The 21,280-nt window shown below is 44.2% G+C and carries 20 protein-coding genes; 8 read left to right on the top strand and 12 right to left on the bottom strand.

What is annotated here, in order from left to right; genetic code table 11:
- The first annotated feature begins 230 nt into the window (after window positions 1-230).
- Window positions 231-1,178: a class I SAM-dependent methyltransferase gene (locus QUB13_RS01205; RefSeq protein ID WP_333377993.1), complete on the top strand. Its 948-nt coding sequence runs from the start codon at window positions 231-233 to the stop codon at window positions 1,176-1,178.
- Window positions 1,179-1,314: 136 nt separating this feature from the next.
- Here the strand turns inward: QUB13_RS01205 and QUB13_RS01200 are convergent, their stop codons facing one another.
- Together QUB13_RS01200 and QUB13_RS01195 are read right to left on the bottom strand one after the other, a co-directional pair.
- A complete protein-coding gene (locus QUB13_RS01200; RefSeq protein ID WP_333026536.1) occupies window positions 1,315-1,626 on the bottom strand; it encodes a HigA family addiction module antitoxin in 312 nt (103 codons plus the stop codon).
- A 49-nt stretch (window positions 1,627-1,675) separates the two neighbouring features.
- A complete protein-coding gene (locus QUB13_RS01195; protein ID WP_333377989.1) occupies window positions 1,676-1,954 on the bottom strand; it encodes a type II toxin-antitoxin system RelE/ParE family toxin in 279 nt (92 codons plus the stop codon).
- A 334-nt stretch (window positions 1,955-2,288) separates the two neighbouring features.
- Here QUB13_RS01195 and QUB13_RS01190 point away from each other — a divergent pair, with 334 nt between their 5' ends.
- Window positions 2,289-2,612 (top strand): hypothetical protein, encoded by a 324-nt coding sequence (locus tag QUB13_RS01190; protein WP_194066278.1) that lies wholly within the window; start codon window positions 2,289-2,291, stop codon window positions 2,610-2,612.
- A 161-nt stretch (window positions 2,613-2,773) separates the two neighbouring features.
- Here the strand turns inward: QUB13_RS01190 and QUB13_RS01185 are convergent, their stop codons facing one another.
- Window positions 2,774-4,126 (bottom strand): cytochrome P450, encoded by a 1,353-nt coding sequence (locus tag QUB13_RS01185; RefSeq protein WP_333377985.1) that lies wholly within the window; start codon window positions 4,124-4,126, stop codon window positions 2,774-2,776.
- A gap of 257 nt (window positions 4,127-4,383) precedes the next feature.
- On the opposite strand from QUB13_RS01185, the gene QUB13_RS01180 reads away from it, so the two are divergent.
- A complete protein-coding gene (locus QUB13_RS01180; RefSeq protein ID WP_333377982.1) occupies window positions 4,384-4,653 on the top strand; it encodes a DUF433 domain-containing protein in 270 nt (89 codons plus the stop codon).
- On the opposite strand, the gene QUB13_RS01175 is transcribed toward QUB13_RS01180, so the two are convergent.
- The 9 genes from QUB13_RS01175 to QUB13_RS01135 form a co-directional block, all read right to left on the bottom strand.
- Entirely contained in the window at window positions 4,643-5,575 is a 933-nt protein-coding gene (locus QUB13_RS01175) for a bifunctional helix-turn-helix domain-containing protein/methylated-DNA--[protein]-cysteine S-methyltransferase (RefSeq protein WP_333377979.1), read from the bottom strand. The two genes, QUB13_RS01180 and QUB13_RS01175, sit on opposite strands and share 11 nt — an antisense overlap.
- Window positions 5,576-5,859: 284 nt before the next feature.
- The gene (locus QUB13_RS01170) at window positions 5,860-6,366 is read right to left on the bottom strand and encodes a MogA/MoaB family molybdenum cofactor biosynthesis protein (RefSeq protein ID WP_194066283.1); all 507 of its coding nucleotides are present in this window, start codon (window positions 6,364-6,366) and stop codon (window positions 5,860-5,862) included.
- A gap of 69 nt (window positions 6,367-6,435) precedes the next feature.
- The gene (psb28, locus tag QUB13_RS01165; RefSeq protein ID WP_333092860.1) at window positions 6,436-6,771 is read right to left on the bottom strand and encodes a photosystem II reaction center protein Psb28; all 336 of its coding nucleotides are present in this window, start codon (window positions 6,769-6,771) and stop codon (window positions 6,436-6,438) included.
- 131 nt (window positions 6,772-6,902) lie between these two features.
- Entirely contained in the window at window positions 6,903-8,387 is a 1,485-nt protein-coding gene (locus QUB13_RS01160) for a DUF1565 domain-containing protein (protein WP_333377976.1), read from the bottom strand.
- A gap of 214 nt (window positions 8,388-8,601) precedes the next feature.
- Window positions 8,602-9,198, bottom strand: coding sequence for a Uma2 family endonuclease (locus tag QUB13_RS01155; protein WP_333377973.1), 597 nt, complete (start codon window positions 9,196-9,198; stop codon window positions 8,602-8,604).
- Between the two features lie 213 nt (window positions 9,199-9,411).
- Complete coding sequence (locus QUB13_RS01150) at window positions 9,412-10,416, bottom strand: PD-(D/E)XK motif protein (protein WP_333377970.1); 1,005 nt, start codon at window positions 10,414-10,416, stop codon at window positions 9,412-9,414.
- Window positions 10,413-13,256, bottom strand: a complete 2,844-nt coding sequence (locus QUB13_RS01145; protein ID WP_333377967.1) for a Z1 domain-containing protein — start codon at window positions 13,254-13,256, stop codon at window positions 10,413-10,415. Before QUB13_RS01145 ends, QUB13_RS01150 begins: the two co-directional genes overlap by 4 nt.
- Window positions 13,257-13,476: 220 nt before the next feature.
- Complete coding sequence (locus QUB13_RS01140) at window positions 13,477-15,204, bottom strand: hypothetical protein (protein WP_333377964.1); 1,728 nt, start codon at window positions 15,202-15,204, stop codon at window positions 13,477-13,479.
- A gap of 475 nt (window positions 15,205-15,679) precedes the next feature.
- A complete protein-coding gene (locus tag QUB13_RS01135; protein WP_333377962.1) occupies window positions 15,680-17,404 on the bottom strand; it encodes a zinc metalloprotease HtpX in 1,725 nt (574 codons plus the stop codon).
- Between the two features lie 213 nt (window positions 17,405-17,617).
- Here QUB13_RS01135 and QUB13_RS01130 point away from each other — a divergent pair, with 213 nt between their 5' ends.
- The 5 genes from QUB13_RS01130 to QUB13_RS01110 all read left to right on the top strand — a co-directional run bounded on the left by QUB13_RS01130 (window position 17,618) and on the right by QUB13_RS01110 (window position 21,215).
- Complete coding sequence (locus tag QUB13_RS01130) at window positions 17,618-18,904, top strand: glutamate-5-semialdehyde dehydrogenase (RefSeq protein WP_333377959.1); 1,287 nt, start codon at window positions 17,618-17,620, stop codon at window positions 18,902-18,904.
- Window positions 18,905-18,948: 44 nt separating this feature from the next.
- Entirely contained in the window at window positions 18,949-19,416 is a 468-nt protein-coding gene (locus QUB13_RS01125) for a hypothetical protein (RefSeq protein ID WP_333377956.1), read from the top strand.
- Window positions 19,417-19,466: 50 nt separating this feature from the next.
- Complete coding sequence (locus QUB13_RS01120; protein WP_333377953.1) at window positions 19,467-20,108, top strand: hypothetical protein; 642 nt, start codon at window positions 19,467-19,469, stop codon at window positions 20,106-20,108.
- Window positions 20,109-20,416: 308 nt separating this feature from the next.
- Window positions 20,417-20,809 carry a peptidase gene (locus tag QUB13_RS01115; protein WP_194070715.1) on the top strand — a complete coding sequence of 131 codons (393 nt, stop codon included), beginning with the start codon at window positions 20,417-20,419 and terminating at the stop codon, window positions 20,807-20,809.
- Window positions 20,799-21,215, top strand: coding sequence for a HEPN domain-containing protein (locus QUB13_RS01110; protein ID WP_333092855.1), 417 nt, complete (start codon window positions 20,799-20,801; stop codon window positions 21,213-21,215). Before QUB13_RS01115 ends, QUB13_RS01110 begins: the two co-directional genes overlap by 11 nt.
- Window positions 21,216-21,280: the final 65 nt, after the last annotated feature.

Below are 21,280 nucleotides of genomic sequence, written 5' to 3'. Positions count from 1 at the left end.
TCCGATTCCAGATTTCCGGTAAAATCCGCAGAATTAAGTAGACAAGTGCCAATAACAATTAAACAGCGAGAGCCAGTTTTGCACTACTCCTGTTTTTTATCTCCTCTCTAACTCTGCGTTCTCTGCGGTCTCTGCAGTTCATTTAAAAAAAGTTAAGTTTCATTATACATACCGACTAAAATCGTGTAGATATGTTAAAATTGATAGCGCTAAATAGAAAAACATAAAATATGACTGTTGCAGTTAACAAAACTCCGGGATTAGCATCGCGTTTAGTAAATGGCGTACTCTCCATCAAACCTTTGGCCGCTCTAGCCAAACACCAAGCGCGGGAAATGATGATTGGAAGAGCCGAAAAAATCGGAGTGCATTGGCGGCAGGAAGCCCAAGCACTTTTAGCCAGGAATTGGGATGCAGAATTGCTCAGCGTAGAAAATCCCGATCTTGTTTACCCGAAATATTATCTAACTTCATTTCACGCCTACGAAAAAGGTAATATGAGTTGGGAAGCTGCCACAGAAGTTGAAGTTGCAGCCCGTGCAGTTCATGCGGGAATTTGGCCAGAAGCTGGTGCAGAAGGCGATGCTAAACTCCGCGCCAGCTATCACGAAATCGTTAAATCTCAAATTGCCAAAACACCGCAAGATATTGTCGATTTGGGATGCAGCGTAGGAATGAGTACCTTTGCGCTTGGGGAGGTTTACCCGGAAGCAAAGATTGTCGGTGTTGATTTGTCCCCTTATTTTTTAGCAGTTGCTCAATACCGTTCTCAACAAAGAAAATCTGAATCTTTAAATCAAAAATCTCCGACTTGGGTGCACGCTGCTGCTGAATCTACTGGTTTACCTGCGGCTGCTTTTGATTTAGTTTCTATTTGTCTGGTTTGTCACGAGTTGCCGCAGAAAGCTGCGAAGGAAATATTTAGGGAAGCGAGGCGTTTGCTGCGTGTTGGCGGACATTTGACAATTATGGATATGAATCCTCAGTCGGAAGTTTATGCTAAAATGCCTCCTTATATTTTGACTTTGCTCAAGAGTACGGAGCCTTATTTGGATCAGTATTTTGGGTTGGATATTGAGCAGGCTTTGGTTGATTCTGGTTTTGGAATGCCGACAATCACTTGCAATACAGTCCGACACCGGACTATTGTTGCTGAAGCAGTAGATAGTTCGGTTTGATGTTGGAAAATCTTGGTAGTTGATGACATTTTTCAAGTGTCATCAACTATCTATTAGTCCCTCTCTGCTGGGACTTCATTTGTATAGGATCGGTTTCAACCGCCGGACTTTTTAAATCTGAGATTAACATATCGCGCTATGCTACCGTAGATACTTTTTCGTACTCTTCACTGTGTTTTTGCACTGCATCCCAGATATCAACTTTTTGCTGAAGATTTAGCCACAGTTGAGGGCCATTCCCCAATGCTTTCCCAATCCGAATTGCCATATCTACTGTAATTGGTCTTTGACCTAAAACAATTTCGTTGACACTACGGCGGGATACACCCAGTATCTCAGCAAACCTGGTTTGAGTCATTTCAATATCTTCAAGCACATCTGAAATGACCTCGCCCGGATGTACAGGTCTGACTTTCCTCCCTTGAATAATGTTTTGTATGTCTTTCATGCAACTCTCCTTTCGGTTTAAGTTAAATTTTTAGATTTTGTTTTATGGGCTAGTGATAATCTTCGAGAGCTATATCGTATGCGTTGTTATCCTGAAATGTAAAAGTTATACGCCAGTTACCTGATACCTTTATTGACCAAGTTCCCTGTCTATCACCTTTAAGCTCGTGTAAATCATAGCCTGGTATTCTAATATCATCTATAATTATTGCTGTATCTATTACTTCAAGTCTTGCTCTTGTCCTTTTTTCAAGTTCTTTAGGAATTCCTTTTGCATTACCTTCCCTTAATAATCTTTCTAATGCTTTATTTTTAAAAGTTTGTATCATGTGAAACAATCCTTCAATCAAGGCTGAATATCCAGTTCATAGCACTTATATATATTAATTAAAAGTTTTTGTAACCTTTAAGATTACTTTACCAATGTAACCTATGAGGTTACAAATGTCAAGCCTAAAATGATCGCAAAAGCAAAAATCGCTCCAATCTACTAACAGGGCTGGATCTGGGAGAAGGAAAAAGCGATCGTAGCGGCTGAGCTAAGCGGATGGTGTTGGCGGTTAATGACGCTCCAAAACTGGATTCGATCGCAATAGCGGTACAATTAAGCCTTAGACAACAGGCTAGAAGATTTCGATCGAACCCTAAAAGAAGGACATCTTCATGAACCCGACAGCCCCCTCTCAAAAAGTCCTCGATTGTTTGCAGGTTATTTTGGATGCCACGGCATCGAAAAATTACGAGCTTTTTACCACAGTCGGTGATTCAGGCTACAAAACGAGCATTACACAAAAAATGTTTGACGATGTTAGCGATCAGCTCGCTTCACGCCTGGAAAAGGGATATTCAATTAATTATTTTGGTGAGATAAAACAAGGTAATTATCCGATTTATTTGTGGAAGCTGAGTTTTGAAGATGGTGGAGATGAATTTGTGGCCCACATGACTATGAATGGAGACAAAGTTGCTGGGATTTTCATCGAATAATATACAGCATATTCCATGTAGATGTAGAGAGCGAGAAACCGGGTCTATTGAACAGAATTAGTTTATAGGCGAGAATTGTAAAGAAACCCGGTTTGTGGGTGTACTTGATAAACCTGGAATACGCTGTATATTGCTTGACACGGCGTTTTACTGAAGTGAATCTAATGCCGATCGCCCACAACGGTTAATCGAAACCGATCGGGCGGTACAAAGGTGATTCCCCGGCGGGCGGGACGAATTGGCCGATCGAGATTTGAGACAAATTCGCGCGCCGACAACACTGTTGCTAACACCAGCTTCATCTCAAACATCGATAGCGCCATCCCGATACAGCTTCGACTCCCGCCTCCAAACGGTAAATATTCAGACGCGGAAAACTTGCGATCTAAAAAGCGATCGGGATTGAATAAAGCCGGATTTTCGTAGGTTTCAGGGCGGCGGTGCGCCAAATACACGCAGGGAATTAAAATGGTTCCCGGTTGATATGTATAGCCTTGAAGTTCGATCGCCCTTTTCACCTTGCGCGGCTGCGAAATTAAGGCAATTGGATAAACCCGCAGCGCTTCCTTGCAGACTGCTGTTAAGTAGGGCGACTGCGAAAGTGCGACGGGATCGGGATTTTCTCCCAATTCATCCAACTCGCGGCGCAACTTCGCGAGAGATTCGGGAAACTGATGCAGCCAGTAAAACGCCCAAGTCAAGGCAGATCCGGTGGTTTCGTGTCCCAACAGCAACAGCGTCATCAACTGATCGCGCAATTCTCGATCGCCAATGGATTCGCCTGCTTCGTCGCGCGCCATCATCAACACTGACAAAATATCCGTGCGAGACGCATCGAGAGGGTGCGATCGCCTTTCGGCAATTTCTGCATAAATCAGCGAGTCAATCTGCGCCATTTGCTGCAAAAACTGCCCCCACGGACTCCAAGAACCCAAATTTTGCTGCAGCGGTTCAAAGAAAAATTGGATTGAGTACAGCTCAGAGGTAATTGCTTCTAAAAGTTCGCTGAGCAAGTGTTTGAGCTGTTCGTAGCGCTCTCCAGGCACCAATCCGAAGACGACTTGCAGGATTACTTGCAGCGAAATTTCTGACATTTCTTGCCGCACGGCGATCGCATCTTGGGCTTTCCAATTCTGTGTTTGCTTTCGCGTCAAATCCACAATCAAGTGCCCTTGACTGTGCAACTGTTCTCGATGCAGCGCCGGCATTAATAGCTGTCGCTGTCGCAGGTGTCGCGCCCCTTCGTTCATAATTAGCGATTCTGTTCCCACCAGCGGGCGAAATACGTTGGTGACTTTGCCAAATTCAAAGGCATCGGCCAAGGTGGTAAACACTGCCTGAACGGCTTCTGGATTGCCCAGGAACACGACGGGGGGCGAAGCGGGCCCCAGTACGCGGGCGGTAAATGTATCGCCGTATTTGGCTTGGTTGCGGTCGAAAAATGCGATCGGATCGGCTACCAGCGAAAGAGTTTGGAACAGGGCGGGAGAACGAGATCCGGTGGGCAATATCATTGCAAAAATTAGCGATACACAATACTTCTAGTTTATATCGATCGACCTTGCACCTGAAATTAATCTGCGATCGATGTCAAAGGCAAGTAGCAACAATAGTAATGCGATCGGGATCGATCGCAGATTGTACGGCTAGCTTCCCCGCCTAAACGGGTAAAAGTGTTGGCGATGTTTGGTTTGGCATTATGCTCAAGAAAATTAAATGAATTTAAGATACAATTGCTGTAAAAACTGGTAGCCTGTTGGCTGAATTTGTTATGACATTAACATCCCGTGTTGTTCATAGCGACCCCGATATTCTGGGGGGAACCCCTGTTTTTGTTGGAACTCGCGTGCCAATGATAACCCTACTTGATTATCTTGAGGCTGGTGATTCATTAGATGTATTTCTAGATCATTTTCCTAGTGTCACTCGGGAACAGACAATCGCAGCCCTTGAATTAGCCAAGGAAATGAGGTTCTTAAAAGTTTTTAGGCGACGCAGCACAACAACTCCCGCGCGCGATCGCACAGATGTTATGTGTTAGGAGCGGAGGTAGTCTGCTGCGGGTGATTGACACCGTTAGAGCGCTCTATTCCTGCGAGGGTAGTTCCGCAGATTGTACGGCTAGCTTCCCAGCCTAACATGACTGTTTTACGCTCTACTCCCCAGGCATAACCACCGACTTCTCCAGATTCTCGAATGACTCGGTGACACGGAATTAGATAGCCGATCGGATTTTTACCGATCGCATTTCCGACAGCTCTAGCAGCAGTTGGGCGTGCTACCATTTGAGCTATAGTTTGATAAGTTGCGATCGCCCCAAACGGCAATTTCAAAAGTGCTCGCCAAACTTGAATCTGAAAGTTAGTGCCTTTTACCAACAGCGTTAGTGGTTTTTGCTCGCTGAGAGTTTCTGACTTAAAAATCAGGTCGCGCCATGATTCAGTTGCTTCCTCATCGCAAATAATTTCAGCGTTTTTCCATGTTAATCGCAGTCTTTGTTCGGCAGTTTGTTCGTCTGCTGTATCCAAGAAATAAAGATTACAAATACCGCGAGTAGTTGTAGCAATTAGAGATTTGCCAAAGGGGGTATCATGAATACCATAACGAATTTGCAAACCTGCTCCGCCTGCTTTGAACTCCCCTGGTGACATTGCTTCTAAGTTCACAAATAAATCGTGCAATCGTCCGGGACTCGATAGCCTCACGTCCAATGTTAGGTCTAGAAGGCTTTTCGTCTGAGCGATTTTTGACTTGGCATATTCAACTGTCAGATATTGCAAAAACCGCTTGGGGCTAATGCCTACCCATTGAGTAAATAGCCGTTGAAAATGATATTCACTAAGTCCTATGTGTTGGGCCACAGTTGCCAGATTGGGCTGGTTTAGGTGGTTTTGTCGCATAAAGGCGATCGCCCGAGCAATCCGGTGATAATCTTCGCTAGCACAGACACTCGCATTTTTCATCGAAATCATCTAGTCTAAGTCAAGGGAATTTTGATGTTTCCTCACTTTAGCCATAGAGTACGCTCAAAGCCACCCGTTTCTTGCGGTGAATGCAGTCAGTCGATTTTAGATTTTAGATTTTAGATTTTAGATTGAAGAGATTGAATAGATTGAAGAAAGCGACCTCACCGATCGACCCGGGAACTTGCGATGAGGATTCAAAGCTTTTTTCTCGCTCTGCGGAGGCATCGGAGGGCTTGCAACCAAAATGCTTGATTGTCAGTCGATCGCCCGAACTTTCGTCCTCAGCCTCCGCGCAACTGCGTCACCAAGTGAACTAATTCCGGTAAAATCAGCTTTTCCACAGCTAGTTTCACACCATTGCTAGAGCCCGGAAGAGAAAAGACTAATTTACCTTGATACACGCCTGCAACTGCGCGAGAGGCGATCGCCCTCGAACCAATTTCTTGGTAGCTCAAAAACCGAAATATCTCCCCAAATCCCGGTAAAATCCTGTCTAGCAAACTCTCCATCACATCGTAAGTCGTATCGCGGGGAGCGATTCCTGTGCCGCCGTTAAAAATGATTGCGTCCACATCTTCGCGTTGGGAAAACGCCTGCATTTGCAAGACAATTTTTGCCGCATCATCTTTAACAACAGTGTAAGCTACCACTGAGTGCCCTGCATCTTTGAGCAGCTTCTTCGTTAACAAGCCGCTATTATCTGTGTCAGCAGAGCGCGTATCGCTAATAGTAGTAATCGCACAATTTACCACTATTTTTGATAAATCTGGGTGAGGAATTTGCGTCATAGTTTCTGGTTCTAAGTAATCGGCAACTGGCAACGGGCACTCTGCCAATCACCAATCACCAACTACCCATTATGCCTTGCTAAATGCTAAGCCGTTTGCTGCGGAGTAGCGTTCCATGAAACGCATAAAACGCTCCCATTCTTCAGCACTTCTCATCAGATAAAGAGCTTCTAAACCCGCAGGCTGACCATTTACGAACTTAGCATTAACCTCGCGAGTCATGATTTCGCCTTCTTCGTCGATCATGTACATTCCAGTAATCTCTTGGGTACTGGTGCTGCTGAGAGCCTTGGGATTTGCAAAGATAAATGTGGCCGTACCTTGAGCTCCGCTTTTAGAACGGGTTAGGCGAACTTCTGGCAGCACATCTTCGTCAATACCACGGGAAAATTGAATTTTAGCCATAATTTCACAGTCGAACCTTAAGGATTACTTAATTTCTTAACTTTTCACTTTAGTACATTGCGAGCCTTTAAAAAAGGGCTCGCAATGTTGAGTTCGACAATCATCAGACGATTCGGGTAATCCCAATCGCCTTAGACGATGTAGGGAGAGTTAATTGCCTCAGCCCGGTTTGTGGCTACCAGGGTTTGGTAAACCAGCGCGGATATCTCGCCGCGGGTGATGTCGCGGGCGGGGGAAAGCTTGTCGCGGGCGGGATAGTTGACTACCATTTTGCGCTCTGTGGCGGTGGCTATCTCGTCGGTGGCAAAACTGGGAATCAATGCTCGATCGGCATAAACGCTCAAAGAATTGGGATTGCCGCCAGTCAACTGCAAGCCGTTTACTAAAGAGACGATCGCCTGAGATCTGGTCAAATTTTGCTCCGGGCGAAAGGTGAGATCGGGATATCCAGCCAAAAACCCACCTCGATTCGCTTTGACGATCGCCCCATACGCCCAAAAATCCGCCGCCACATCCTTAAAAACCGTCGCTTCACGGCGCGGTGCCAACTCAAACGCCTTCGCCAGCAAAGCCGCATACTGAGCTCTAGTTAAACTCTCGTCAGGTTTAAAAGTGCCGTTGGGAAACCCGCTGACAATATTCATCTTAGCGAGGCGATCGATAAAATCCTTAGCCCAGTGGGTGCTGGTGTCGCTAAATTTTACCCCGCCAGGAGTCGGAGTGGGAGTCGGAGATGGTGTCGGAGTCGGCGTTACATTACCCAAATCAAATAAACCTTTCACCCGCGCCGGATTGAGCTGATTTCCCAAGGCAGAAATCTTTACCCCAGTCGCGTTTTGCAAGTCAAATTCGCCGTTATCCCGAAAAATATTGCCCCCCAAATCTTGAGCCGTACCGATATCTGGCAGCGATTTCCCCACAGCAGTCAAACCGTCTTCGGTATTTTTTTCAATGCGATTCTTCCGCACAACCGGCTTAGATTCCCCTGATAAAACAATACCGGAGCGATTTTCCAAAATTTGGTTATCAACAATCAAAGGAGCAGATTTATCTTGCAGAGAAATGCCGAAACCGGTATTTTGAAAAACATTGCGCCGCAGTACGCCTTTAGCCGTTTCCGCCGCAATTACGCCAGCCGCCGAGTTTTGTACAAATTTGTTGTCTAGAATCGCAGGATTTGCCGAACCTGTGATAAAAACACCTTCGCGCTTGCAAAGCGTGAAAGTGCAGTTAGCCACTGTGGGAGAAGTTGACTCAATCCAGACTCCGGTGCCGCGACTCTCCAAATTAGTGACTGTTACGCCGCGCAATTCGGCATCGGTTGCTAGCAATATTGTGATATTTTGACTGGCTGCGGTGGGACTGACAAATTTGCCGCTTCCTTGAATCAGAGTGCCGCTTCCTTTGTTAGTTTCGCTACCGATAACTTTGACTCCAGAGGGAATTTCCAAGGGGAATTTTTCGCCGCTGGCTGCGCTGTAAGTTCCCGGTGCTAGCTGAATAATTGTTCCCGATGCAGCGCGGGCGATCGCGCGGGCGATCGTTTTCAAGGGCGCCGATTGGCTGCCGGCGGCTCCATCACTACCTGTTTGCGGGTTGACGTAAACTGTTGCCATGTTTTTGTCCAAGAAATAAATTTGCGATCGGGTCTTTGTGTACTTTTCATTCTCTACTAAGCTGACCCCGGATCTATATTTAGCTCGATCGGGAAGACAACCACAGGGGAAGACAACCACAGGGGGATTGACCCTACAAAGAACTATATTTATCGTTACCAGCAACAGCAAATACCCGATTTTTTAAACAAGTCAAGTATCTGCATCTTCTATTTCAATCGCAGACAGTCGAGATTCCCTGCCCAAAAACCTTAACCGCTTCAGCCAAATCAGTTTCACCCATTAAAATGCAGCGTCTTAGCAAATCGATATCCAGCGTTTCCAATCCTGAGAGTTGACTCCCAATTACTTCCTCGTAGCCATCTTCCCGGAGGTGATAAATCCGCAGCGTGCCATCTTCCCAAAACCAGATTTCTGGCACGCCCAAAGCTCTATATTTTGGCAACTTGCTCAATCCACCGCTAGTATAAACCACCTCGATCGACAAGTCGGGAATCAACTTAGGTTCCCCCAAACAAAACGATTTGTCTGCTTGAGTTGAAGCTTCTCCGATTTTCTCCTGCGTCATGGAACCAGAAGGGTAAAACCTAATGCCTTGCGCTAGCAAAAAAGTTGTCACCAAGTAACCAATAATTTCCGAAAAATTTTCGTGTTGGAATCCCGGCATTAGAATTTCGATTGCACCTGCAAAAAAAGACAACTTTACACCGGGAGAGTTTTCCGAACCCTTCTGGATTAGCTTGAATTGTTCCCATGTGCCATTGAGCACCACTCGTCCATCGAGAATTTCGCGATCGAGAACTTGTGTCATTGAGCCGCACCATTATCTGCTATGGGAATTATAGCGCATTGGGCGATCGCCCCTACAGAAGATCCGTGCAGCAATTGTAGGTGAGGAATCCGAACAGTTTTTCTCGTTTTTGAATAGAACAGGATCGACGCGAGTCTTAATTTTGAAAGATAGCCCTGAAGGGCAGCAAATGGGATTAGCAGCAGATTCGGTATTAATTTGGCTGGTTCACTCCTAGCTACCCCCGATTAGAGAAATTACATCTAATTCTGGTATTGAAAAGCGTCGGCACTCGGCAACGCTGATGGTGTAGCGAACATCGCCAACGCCATTTCGCAGATCCGCTTCAATAATTCTGGGAAAATCTCCCTCGACTTTGAAATAGTTAACTTCTCGTGGGGTATAGCCAATTTGTTCATAGTGGGGAGTATGTATATCCAGATAGCCAACTTCAAAAAGGAGTATTTCTAATTGTTCCTTGGCTATATGATCGTTTTCGAGAAGCGATCTAAGACTGGCGACAATCTTCGGTAGAGATTCACCTCGTTCTTGTCTGGCATCAAGGGATAGGTGCAGTAAAATCAGTGTGCCAGTGCCAGTATCATCTAGTTGCCGTTCGCTGGATATCGCTAGTTTCTGATGCTGTTTGGCTACAGTAGTTTTGACTTCAACAGCACAGTGTTGAAACTGGAAATCTTGTTGAGTTCCTTTTGCACCTGTCCAGCATTTGACTCCTTGGCGAGAGCCCAGTTGAGGAATGACAATATGCCGCAGAAACCAGAGTTCACCATATAATCCTTGCTGTTCCGCTTGGCTCAGTCCTTCGGCGTTATGTTTTTCTAAGAATGCTTGCCATCGCCGCAGACGGGTAAAGAATGCCACTACAGCGTTTTGCTCATCCGCAATCGGGGCAATTGCATCAACAATATCCTGTACTAATGTTGTAAAGATATCGCTGTAACGCGAGTTAATAAGTACCAGTTGCAGGGTGGCATGGGAATCCTCATCACCTTGCAAGACTACACGCCTAACCTCAAAGCAGTTGGAATTCGGAAAAACAGTGGCTTTCGCGATTGATTTTTGATTCACCCGCATCATCAGCAAACGCGCATTAGAAGGTCTTTCAATAGCGAGATAAACATCGTATGTAACCTCTGGCAATAGGCGGCGGGTTATATAGCCAGAGGTTACATTTGCAGTATCCTCTTCCAGTAGTTTCCAGGTAGTTTGCACTGTCATGGCTGACCAAATTCCTCTTTCCAGTACACATTATTAACCTTATATTCGACCATCTGAGCTGTCTTACTATCGGGAAAACTGATCACAAAACCGATGACAGCAATTTCAGAATTGATTACTTCTGGATCTAGTGGATAAAGCAGCAGTAAGCCGTTTATTGGGGAACGCTTGGAACGCAAAACTTTTCCATCAGGCGTATTACTAGAACTTGGTGGTTTACCAGCCTCTTCTCGCATCTTCTTAGTGATTTCAAGAATTTCATCACGAGTTTCTTGAGAGAGATCGAGCCATTCATCGGTTGGAATCAGGAGACGAGAATTGCTGAACCGATATTCGTGAGAAGATTCAGGAGAGTCATCCTTACGAAAAGTTAAACCAACCTCATTTCCGGCAATAGTTCTCTTATTTTTGGCTCGATTACTTGATATTAAAACAACTGTCCATAAGACGAGTTCATTGGGGAGTTGAGCCTGGATGTATTTGACAAGGAGTGAAGTATTTGCCAGTTTACAATTATCGTGAGACTGATAACCTGACAGAAAATCAATGACTTTTTCTGGAGGAACCTGCTCCCAGATATAGTTATTCTTTTCTGCTCTGGTATATGAGCCTTGGCTTCTCAGTAGTTCTTCTGTGACCTCAAGATTTTTCAGATTTATATTCTCATCTTTGTGTAAAATTGTGGTCTGGCTGAGGGTTCTGGTGTAGGACAGCCGCATGACAGTGCCGGTCTTCATCTTGTTAGCCCCAGTAATTACCAAACCCTGCGGGTGTGTGCGAACTTTTAGACCGAATTCATCAGGTTTCGCTCCGGCATCAGCCATATAGTCAAACTCCTGCCGGAGTTCCTCACTGGCAATAGTGATATGTTCGTACCATTCTATCAACTCATCAGTTGTGTACAATCGGCAAAGGTCGAGATATCCCGGTCTATACCCAAACCATCGACCCATCTGCATCAGCGTATCGTACATCTTTGATGCTCGGAGATAATAGCTGACACTTAGACCTTCCAAAGTCAGACCACGAGACAATTTATCACCGCCGATCGCAATAACGCTTAACCCTTTGTCTTTGTGTTCCCAGTAGTCTAGTACATCTTTGGCTGTGCCGTTTATTTTCTTAACCTGAATCTTAGAGGCAGCCCGGTGCAGTAAAAGTTTGACTTCTTGCCAAGAAACTGAAGTTAGTTTTGGATCAGCTATAGATGAGAGTATGGATGAAGTCGTTGGCACAAAGTCATCTTTCCATAACTGCTCAAATTCTTCCTCTAGCTTCCCTGTTACTTTGCCATCGCTGTGTCGCAATCCTTTTTGTAGGGAAGTCAACTCGTCTTTGACTTGCTTTGCTACCTCGGATTGGACAGCCGTAAAACGGGCGACATGAACTAGCATTGAGTTGTGTTCGTTCTCCTGTCCTCGCACAATTCTTGCAGCGCAACAAAGAATAAACGCCTTAATTGCCTCCTTTACAGACACTGGAAGTTCACCAGGAACATGGTCTTTTTTGTGTTTGTCGGGCATCCATTCTTTTTGGTCTTCTAGTAGATGTCTCGGAAAATTAGGTTTTTGTCCAGACCGGGCAAGGGTTTCTAATTCTTTTTTAGATATTAATGGTCTGATGATAGGCAAAGCTTTTGATGCTTCACGACCAATAGCCGGCTCGGTGTCCAGTCCAAATATCTGCACTGGGCCAATGTAGTTTGATGGTGCAGGTAGGTTGATAATGAAACTACGTGGAAAGAGATCGTCTCCATATTCTGGATTTTTTTTATCTATATCTGGGTGTATGAAGATATTAGCAAATGGTGTTGCTGTGTAACCCACATAAGCACTATTTTCAAAACTATGAAGCAGCTTCCTAATTAATCCATTGATTGCTGAAACATCATACTCTTCCTCAACTTTGCCATTTTCATCCAAGAGTGGGAAATTTGTGTTGATCGAGGCATTGTCTGCCTCGTCATCAATGACGAGTAACGGAACTCCTCTAACGATACCTTTTCCTGATTTTTCATCTTTATCCCCATGACGCAAAGCCCACTGTAGGAGATTTTTGAGTACAGTTGTATTCTTTTTAACAACAAACAATAGTGGATTTCCTCCCCCTGCCGATACCCCAAACTGACCTGCTATTTTTTTATGAAAATCACCTTTATTAGCACTGTTTGTAGCTGAATCAGCAATCAGCCTCTTCCCAACAGGAATTAGCCCCGCTCCAATGGAAGAACTATCTTGAGCCGAAGCTCTATGTACTTGTGAGTCATATCCCAGAAAACCTTCGTCTAGACGTAGCTGTGTCTGGCTCCGCAAGTTGTCCTGCATACCAGCAAGCACAATAATCAGTTTGTATCCTGCATCAACCGCCTTGCAGATCAGACCAGTATAGTTTGCTGTTTTTCCAGACTGAACCTGTCCAACAACCATTCCTCTCCGATCCCAAGATCCTGAACGCAAAGGGTTCTCTAGGCGTTCAAGAATAGAGCTTGTCAACTGATCTAAACCTTTGGTAGTTGCTGGTGCCCAGCCCTTGTCTTCCTCTAAATAACGTTCATAACGGTTCCAGAAATCCCAATTGATTTCACTGTTGCGGTCAGCCAACCAAGGGATGTGACCCTCTTTATTTTCTAGTACAGTACCTAGACCCATCCAGATGTTAAAAATACCTTCAAGTTCCCGGACGAGCTTTTCCTCATCTACCTCAACGGTACGGCCCTGTTGGCTAGTTCTGGTTGAATCAACGGCGATTTTGACTTTTTCCTGAATGATTTGTCTGGTGGGTGTCTGTTCACCCTTCAACAGAACTTGAGCCACCTGACGAGCTGTATCGTAGTCGTTCATTTTAGGATTCTCCATTTGTCTGCTTTTAGTTGTGAAATGTACTTGAGGTCTACCTGAACCTAGATTAACCCCTTTCGGACTGAGCCTCGTAGTAGGCTTGTACTTGTTTTACAATTGGTTTGGCGATCGCTTCAGCTAAAAGAGATTGACTTTTTTTAGAGTTCCCGGGTTCTGCTTGGGAATGCAGATGCTTTGGCTCTGCCTCGCCTTAATTCCCGGTCTATTTCACAATACAAGACGCATCCAAAACCACTACAACTTCATTCTGAAAAACAGCACAACTTGTGATTGCTGAAGCTAAGGCGGGAATTTTTCCTTGTTTGAGAGAAAGCATCGCCTCTTGTGCAGTATCAAACTGATCGAGCCAGCCGTAATCCTCTAAATACTCAAGAGTCAACGCATTGCGATTGAGCATCCAAAAATCAACTCCATAGCTATTAATGAAGTTTTGCAATACAGCTCGATCGGGAGTGTACTGAGCGCGAATTAAATCTCTAACTCGCTGCCGATATTTGCTGTAGTAGCCTTTTTGATAAGGCACGGCATATTCCTTTGCCACCAAAACCGAACGCTGGCTAAATGTTGGCAAATTGTCCGCCTCTGCCGCGATCGAAGCAATCAGGATATCTTTAGGTTGTTGTTGAAAAAAGTTGTACAAAGGCGGCATTTTACCTTCTACATAACCGACTGTCGGAAATGTTTCAACGAAGCAAGGATAAAGCACCACTGCGACAGCAATTATCGCTATTGTAATTAGTGCAACTAGATTTTTCAAATCAAGTTTTGTTACGGTTTGCGATGCCCAATGACCGACTCCATCAATAATTAACGTTAGGGCGATCGCACTTATCAAAACAATAATAAATCGCAAGCTGTACGCCGTATAGCGCCCTGGTTGATACAGCTTAAAAATGGTAGCGTGAGCCGCAAAAAACATCGCCGAGGATGCTAAAAATAGCTGAAGCAACAGCCAAATTTTGCTTTGAATCTGTTTGGCTAAAGGAAAGCGCGATCGCCAAAACAGCAGCAGCGGAAATAACAGCCCGACACAGTGAGTTACAGGCGTAAACAGCGACTTGGGAAACATCCCGCTACCCCTAGCCGTCAGCCAAAAATCTACCGGATTGGGACGAAAAAAAGCATTTCTACCCTTGGGCGCAAATTCGGCCATTTGCTTCGCTTCTGCTGCGGTATAAGTGGGGCCAAATTCAGATTTATCTAAGGCATAGGGCAGCATTACTAAAAAAATAACTCCCAAACCTGTACTGCAAAATAGGTAATTTGTGCGATCGCCCGACAAGCGCAAACGGCCGTTTTCCCAGCCTAGCAGCCGCAAAACTAAAATTCCGGCAGCAACCAAGGCGTAAGGAGGATAGAATAGTCCGATTAGAGCGATCGCCCCCAAACATGGCAGCAACGAACTGCGCGACAAATAATATAAAAAAGCTATAAATATCGGGTAGACAAAAGCTCTTGGCGTTGTGGAAGCCAAATCGTCAGTCATCCACATATGCTGATTTAACAGCAAAGATGCGATAAATCCAGTCAGTGGCACCGGCAGCATTTCTAGGCAAAGCCCAAAACAGAAATAAGTGGAGATTAAGCCGAGAAATAGCGGCAATATTTTGTGCAATAATAGGGGGTGAATGCCAATTGTTGCTGCTATCTTGTAGAGCGTGCTGTATCCTGCCGGGGCGACTGATTGATAGTAGTTAGCGATGAAATCGTTGGGGAATAATTGTCGATCGACAAACCGCATCATCCAGAAAACGTGCTGCCTCGCATCGTCTTGCACCACATACTCGGCGCTGAATGCTTGCTGCATACCTAAAACAGCATAAACTGCGGCAAATGTCAAGCTAAGAGTCAACCAAAATATTGTGTGCGATCGGGATTTTTCATCCACAGTCGCCGTCAGAAACTTGTGCAAGCGGGCTATTAATACCATTTAAGATTTGAGATTTGAGATTTGAGATTCGGAATAGCTGATTCTCAAAAGTAGAACTATATCATAAGCTGTTGTGCATCTAGATTCTGTATTGTGATTGAGGGGGAGAGGGGGAGAGGGGGAGAGAGGGAGAAAATTTTTGATCGATCGTCGAAATATACAATGTTTATTTGCACAACAGCTTATCTGGTCAATTACCCCTCAAAAAAACAGAAAATCGCCAGCTAACAATCATTTTTCCGGCCGTTATATCGTTTCCACTTGCATCGGAATGATTTAACCACAGAGTACACAGAGTACACAGAGGGAGAGGATATATATCTGAATCATTCCGATGCTACCGGATTTGATATTAGATGGGTTCCCAGACTCTTCGACAGCAACCGGTTACAACCTTTCAAATAAAACAATGGTAAGGTGCGCGTTGCACACCCTACAGATCGAGTTTGCGTGTCTGGGAGTATCCTTTCTATTTTTAAGCTGCAAACGAGACAAATAGAGAAGCAATACCGATCGCGATCGCGCCAATCCCCATTACAAAAGACCAGAAACGGTGATAACTGCTAACCGTCGTACCGCTATCGCTTTCAACCCGAATCAAATCCATCCAAGGCGCGACACCTCGGCGGAACCAACCCAAAGCGCTAACATCCATACCAATCAAACTTTTAACCCGTTTCATCCCAAACAAAAAATTACCAATCGGCCCAAAACGAGAAGCATAGCGCAGATAAATCATTCCCGTTTTGTCTTGCAATTTTAGATCGGAACCAAACGCATAACCCGCGTCGCCGCGACCAATTAATTCGCCTTGCAGTTTCGCAGGTTGACCGCGCAAAGGACTTGCATAGGGGTCAGACATTAAGGTTAAAACATCCAATTGTTCTGCTTGTGCGTAATTGGGGAACATTACCAAAGCTTTGAGCAAAATTCCCGCACCCAAACCGATCAAAGGACAAGCAACTATCATCATCGGATTCGCAGCAGACAGCGAAATGCCGATCGCAAAACCCACCGCCAAGCCCAGAGTTTCCGCACTGTACAGCAGCAAATCGAACACAAAATTGCCGTACAATTTCCGCTTGCTCAAATTGCGGCCTTCCCCAACAATCCTGCCCATATCAAACTCAATATTCAAACCCAATTGTTCTGCGTAGTTACTCAAAGCGCGAACTCGCTTACCAGTTAGCGGGTGAGTTGAATTCAACTCCATCCACCAAGCCCAAGGATTAAACATATCCCACAGAAACACTCGCCCAATTTTTTCGGGTTCCGACGCAATCCGGTAAGCAGTACCAGTAGAAGTTGCAGCTTTGGCATCGTAAATGCCTAAAGCGCGAGTTCCTTCTAACAAGCGGCTGGGTTCCGTTCCTCTTTGTCCTTCTTCCAAAATACCGTAAGCAATTTTTACCAAAGCGCGCGATAAAGCGTTGGGATTTCCGGTAGTTTCGGCGGCAAAATGGTCGGCAAAATATTCTCGCGTCCGCGACAAATACAGCAATAAATAAGTGCCGGCGATGTAAAATAAATAAGCAACTGCAGCTACAGTACCCGCCGCATCTTTAGCTTTGTCGCCGCCCTTACGACCGAGACTTTGAGCTGTTGTGTAAATTAAGTAAGTAATTTGTACCAAAGTGGAAGCTAAAGTCATTACTGCAAAGTCCCAGTGGACGATGTGACCGAGTTCGTGGGCGTAAACAGTGGCAATTTCATCGTCGTCTAAATAGGTGAAAAGACCTTGACTGACGACTAAGCGAGCGCTGTTAGGAAAGGAACCGTAGGTAAAAGCAGTGGGGTTTTGATCGTCGATAATTCCTAACCGTGGCTGAGTCAGTTTTTTCTGTTTGCAAACCTTCTTAATAACTTTCGCTGTTTCGGGACTGAGGTTTTCAATTTCTGCTAGGGAAACCCAGCGAGTATTGTACAGCCAATTTTGGGTTAAGTCCATCAAGTAAGGCGATAGAAAAAAAGCTGCTATGTTAAAAATTAGGGTAATCGGAAGTGCGATCGCCAATCCGGTGACTGGATCGGGACTGTTGAGAATCAAAACTGAGGCTAACGATAGCGCCAACACCATACCAAATAACATGGTGATCGTGACACCGGAAGCTAAAACGAGGTTTCCGCCAGTTTTCTGTATAAGTTTAACGCCGGCTTTGGGCGATCGCCCTGCCTTGCGTAAAGGAGCTTGAGATGGCATAATAATCTCCTAATGTTATTGACAAATGGAAATTTCGGCGGGATTTTATCTATACTTCACTGTTTTAACCTATAATTGCCGAGGGCTGTTAGGAGTCTCAACAAAAATATAGAATTTACTCGATCATTGTTAAGATGGAAAACCGCCTGCTAAATTTATTTGTGGGGATTCAATTCTCAACTCAAAACCGAAAACTATTTAAAACTTACTGCCATGTCGATTATTGAAATTGCCCAAAAAACCCGCGCATCTGCTAGAAAATTGGCAGTTTTGTCCGCCGATCTCAAAAATCAAGCGATTGAGGCTGTTGCTAAAGCTTTAGAAGCTGCTGCTGCGGATATTCTAGCGGCGAATGCTGCTGACTGCAAGGCGGCCCAGGCGGATGGAATTGCAAAACCGCTGTACGATCGCCTGAAGTTGGATGAGAGCAAGTTGAAAAGTGCGATCGCGGGCGTGCGAGACGTTGCCAAACTCCCCGATCCCATCGGTGCCGTGCAAATCCACCGCGAATTAGATGCAGGATTAATTCTGAAGCGCGTAACCTGTCCTTTGGGTGTTTTGGGCATTATTTTTGAAGCGCGTCCAGAAGCCTTAATTCAGATAGTATCCTTGGCAATCAAATCGGGTAACGGAGTTATTCTCAAAGGCGGCAAAGAAGCAGTCCGTTCCTGCGAAATCTTGACAAAAGTCATCCATCAAGCATTAGCAGAAACAGCGGTTAATCCCGCAGCCGTGCAGTTGCTCACCACGCGGGAAGAAACAATCGAACTCCTGAAAATGGATGAATACGTAGATTTAATTATTCCCAGAGGTTCTAATTCCTTCGTGCGGTTCGTGCAGGAAAATACCCGGATTCCCGTGTTGGGACACGCCGATGGGATTTGTCATTTGTACGCAGACAAAGCAGCGGATATTCAGAAAGCTGTAGAGATTTCTGTAGATGCCAAAACTCAATATCCAGCCGCCTGCAATGCCATTGAAACTATGTTAGTTCACAAGGATATCGCCCCCATTTTCCTGCCCGCAGTTGCCCAAGCTTTGCAGCAGAAAAAAGTCGAATTGCGGGGAGACGAACTAACTCGCCGCATCTTAGAAAATATTGCCGAAGCGACAGAAATAGATTGGTCTACAGAATACAGCGATTTGATTTTGTCAATCAAAATAGTAGATTCTTTGGAAGAGGCAATTAATCACATCAATACTTACGGATCGAGACATACAGATGTCATTGTTACCGAAGACAGCGAAGCGGCCGAAACTTTTTTAAATGCAGTCGATGCGGCGGGAGTTTATCACAATTGTTCGACTCGATTTGCTGACGGTTTCCGCTACGGTTTCGGTGCAGAAGTGGGGATTAGCACGCAGCAAATGCCACCTCGCGGGCCTGTTGGTTTAGAGGGTTTGATTACCTATAAGTATCGAGTTGTTGGAGACGGTCATATTGCTGCGAGTTATGTCGGGAAAGATGCTCGGGAATTTACTCATCGGGATTTGTTATGACGTTTGTAGTGAAGACTTCCGTCTTTATTAAACGGAGTTAACTAATGTCAGTCTCTATTTTTATAGACTACAAGCTCATTAATGATACTCAGTGGCATACTATTGAAATGTCACCTGAGAATTATTTTGATTTATATCTAGATGAGAAAATCAGATGGGATTGTGTCCCAAAATACGATAAAGTAATTGATTACTTAAATGTAGATCGTAAACAGGTACTAAATACTAGACTAAGGATAATTGATGATGAAGCAAGTGTCACCAAAATAATTACAACTACATTCTGGGATCAAGGTGAAAATACAATTGCTGAACGACTCGTTCGAGGTTTAGAAAAATTGTATTGGCTGATGGTCATCACAACTAAGGTACAAGATAACCCTGCTGTTTGGGAAATTTTGAGGTTGCAAAAAGAAAATGATGTCCCTATAGTAGAGTTTCATTCTTTTATAACAGATAATGAAGATGGCTCTGAAACTGAGAAAATAATTTATCCCATTAGGGAGGACTGATTTTTCCAACAGTGGTATAAAGTCGCACTGATGATGATTAGAGTTGGTGTATGTCAGTAGTTGACTTTTTTTATAAGGTGACAGGGATAATGATAGTAAATGGTATAGAATTCCTAGATGAGGATGCTGAATTTTTCCCAAATGGCTCCGTTCATGATGCTACACTTGCCAGCGATGCCGTGATTCAGGGCATTCCCTGTTTGGGCGATCGTAGTTTAGTTTTTTTTCCTTCCGAACGGCTTAAACTCTGCTGGCTATCCCAGACAACTGTTTTGGATGGTATTCCTTGTCCTGGTGACCGTATAGTCTACTTGCACGAAAATGGTAAGTTGCTGAATGCTTCGCTAGCTTGCGATATTCAAATAGATGGAGTTTTGTACCCGTTAGATAGCCGTCTGACTTTTGATGAAACTGGCAAATTGTTGGAGTATTCCCAGAAACTAGACGCAGATAGATATATCGAAGGATTTCCTTGCAGTTCGCAGTTTGTTGTGTGGCGGTATCCCGACGGTAAACTTAGTGTAATCGTGCTGTCTGCTGTGCATACGATCGACGGGCAAGAATATCCACGTGGTGCCGAGGTGTATTTAAACGAAGATGGAGAGGTCATCGACTGGCAATTAGTAAATCTGGATTCAGAGAAGCGTTATAAGCAGAAGGTTTATGGTATATTTGAACTAGACTGGGAATAAAAAAACGCGATGTATAAAGATTTATAACATTCAGAAAAGAGAATCGATAGTGCAGGAATTACCTTGGGAAAAATACAATAGTGCGATCGCCCCGATCGCGATTTGCCGATTCACAAATTATCGATCGCACTCGCGATTTCAGAAACCCGGTTTCTTTCTATATTTCTCGTTACCAAACGCAAAACTCGTAGAAACCGGGTTTCTAGCCCCATGTGTAAGCCCTGAAACTGTCCCAAGTGATGTTTTAACGCATAAAATTTATATCGACTATAATTTAAACAGTCAAACTCCTCTCCCCATCTAGCTTTATGACCATTACTCAAGATGCAGGTGTCAAGAGCAAAGCCTTTGATGATTTAATTAATTCATTTAATCTGATCAGAACCCTCTACACCATCCCCGATTCACGGGAAACTTTTAAATTCATCATCGATCAACAAACAATTACATCCTTAATTATTGAAGCTCACGATCAAATTACCACCCTATTTCCTGGCGAAAGATTAGAATTAGAAGTCAAAACAGACCCGGAAATAGCCGGAAGTCAAACTCTTTGGATTAATATCTATACTAAACTCGAAGTCGATGAAGCTTTTGATAAATTAATGATTCTGGATGAGACTTGGTGGATAGAAGCTGTAAGCTCTGTGACTAACAATAAGCTGCATATTAATCTAGAATGGGAATCAAATGAAATTTGATTTGTCTGAGTATTTGAATTTAGCAACCGAGTTAGCGGCTTTGTCGAGCGATTCAGACGATGTTGAAGCTAAATTACGTTCTGCTATAAGTAGAGCTTACTATGCAGTTTTCTGCTTGTCGCGAAACTACTTGCGCGATATTGAAAAAGACCCCCGACTATCTCGCAAAAACAGTTCAAACATCAATGAGCATCAATATGTAGCTGAGGAATTCATTTTTCACAAATCTAAAAACAAAGAAATGATAAAAACGGGGGAAAATTTAAGTAGATTAAGAGAGCTTAGAAATAAAGCTGATTATGCAGATACTATATTTAATTTACAAAAAGATGTCAACTATGCTTTAAAATTAGCTCAAAATATTATCTCAGCATTAAATAGTTTAAAACAAGATACTCGCTCTTAAGCAAAATGTCTCTTCTCCTTCATCTATCCTGAAAACAAACGATCGATCGCCCTCACAGCCAAAAA

Source organism: Microcoleus sp. B4-D4, assembly GCF_036705185.1.
Classification (GTDB): Bacteria; Cyanobacteriota; Cyanobacteriia; order Cyanobacteriales; family Microcoleaceae; genus Microcoleus.
Note: the sequence above shows the minus strand (reverse complement) of the source record. Positions and strands in the feature narration are given on the sequence as shown.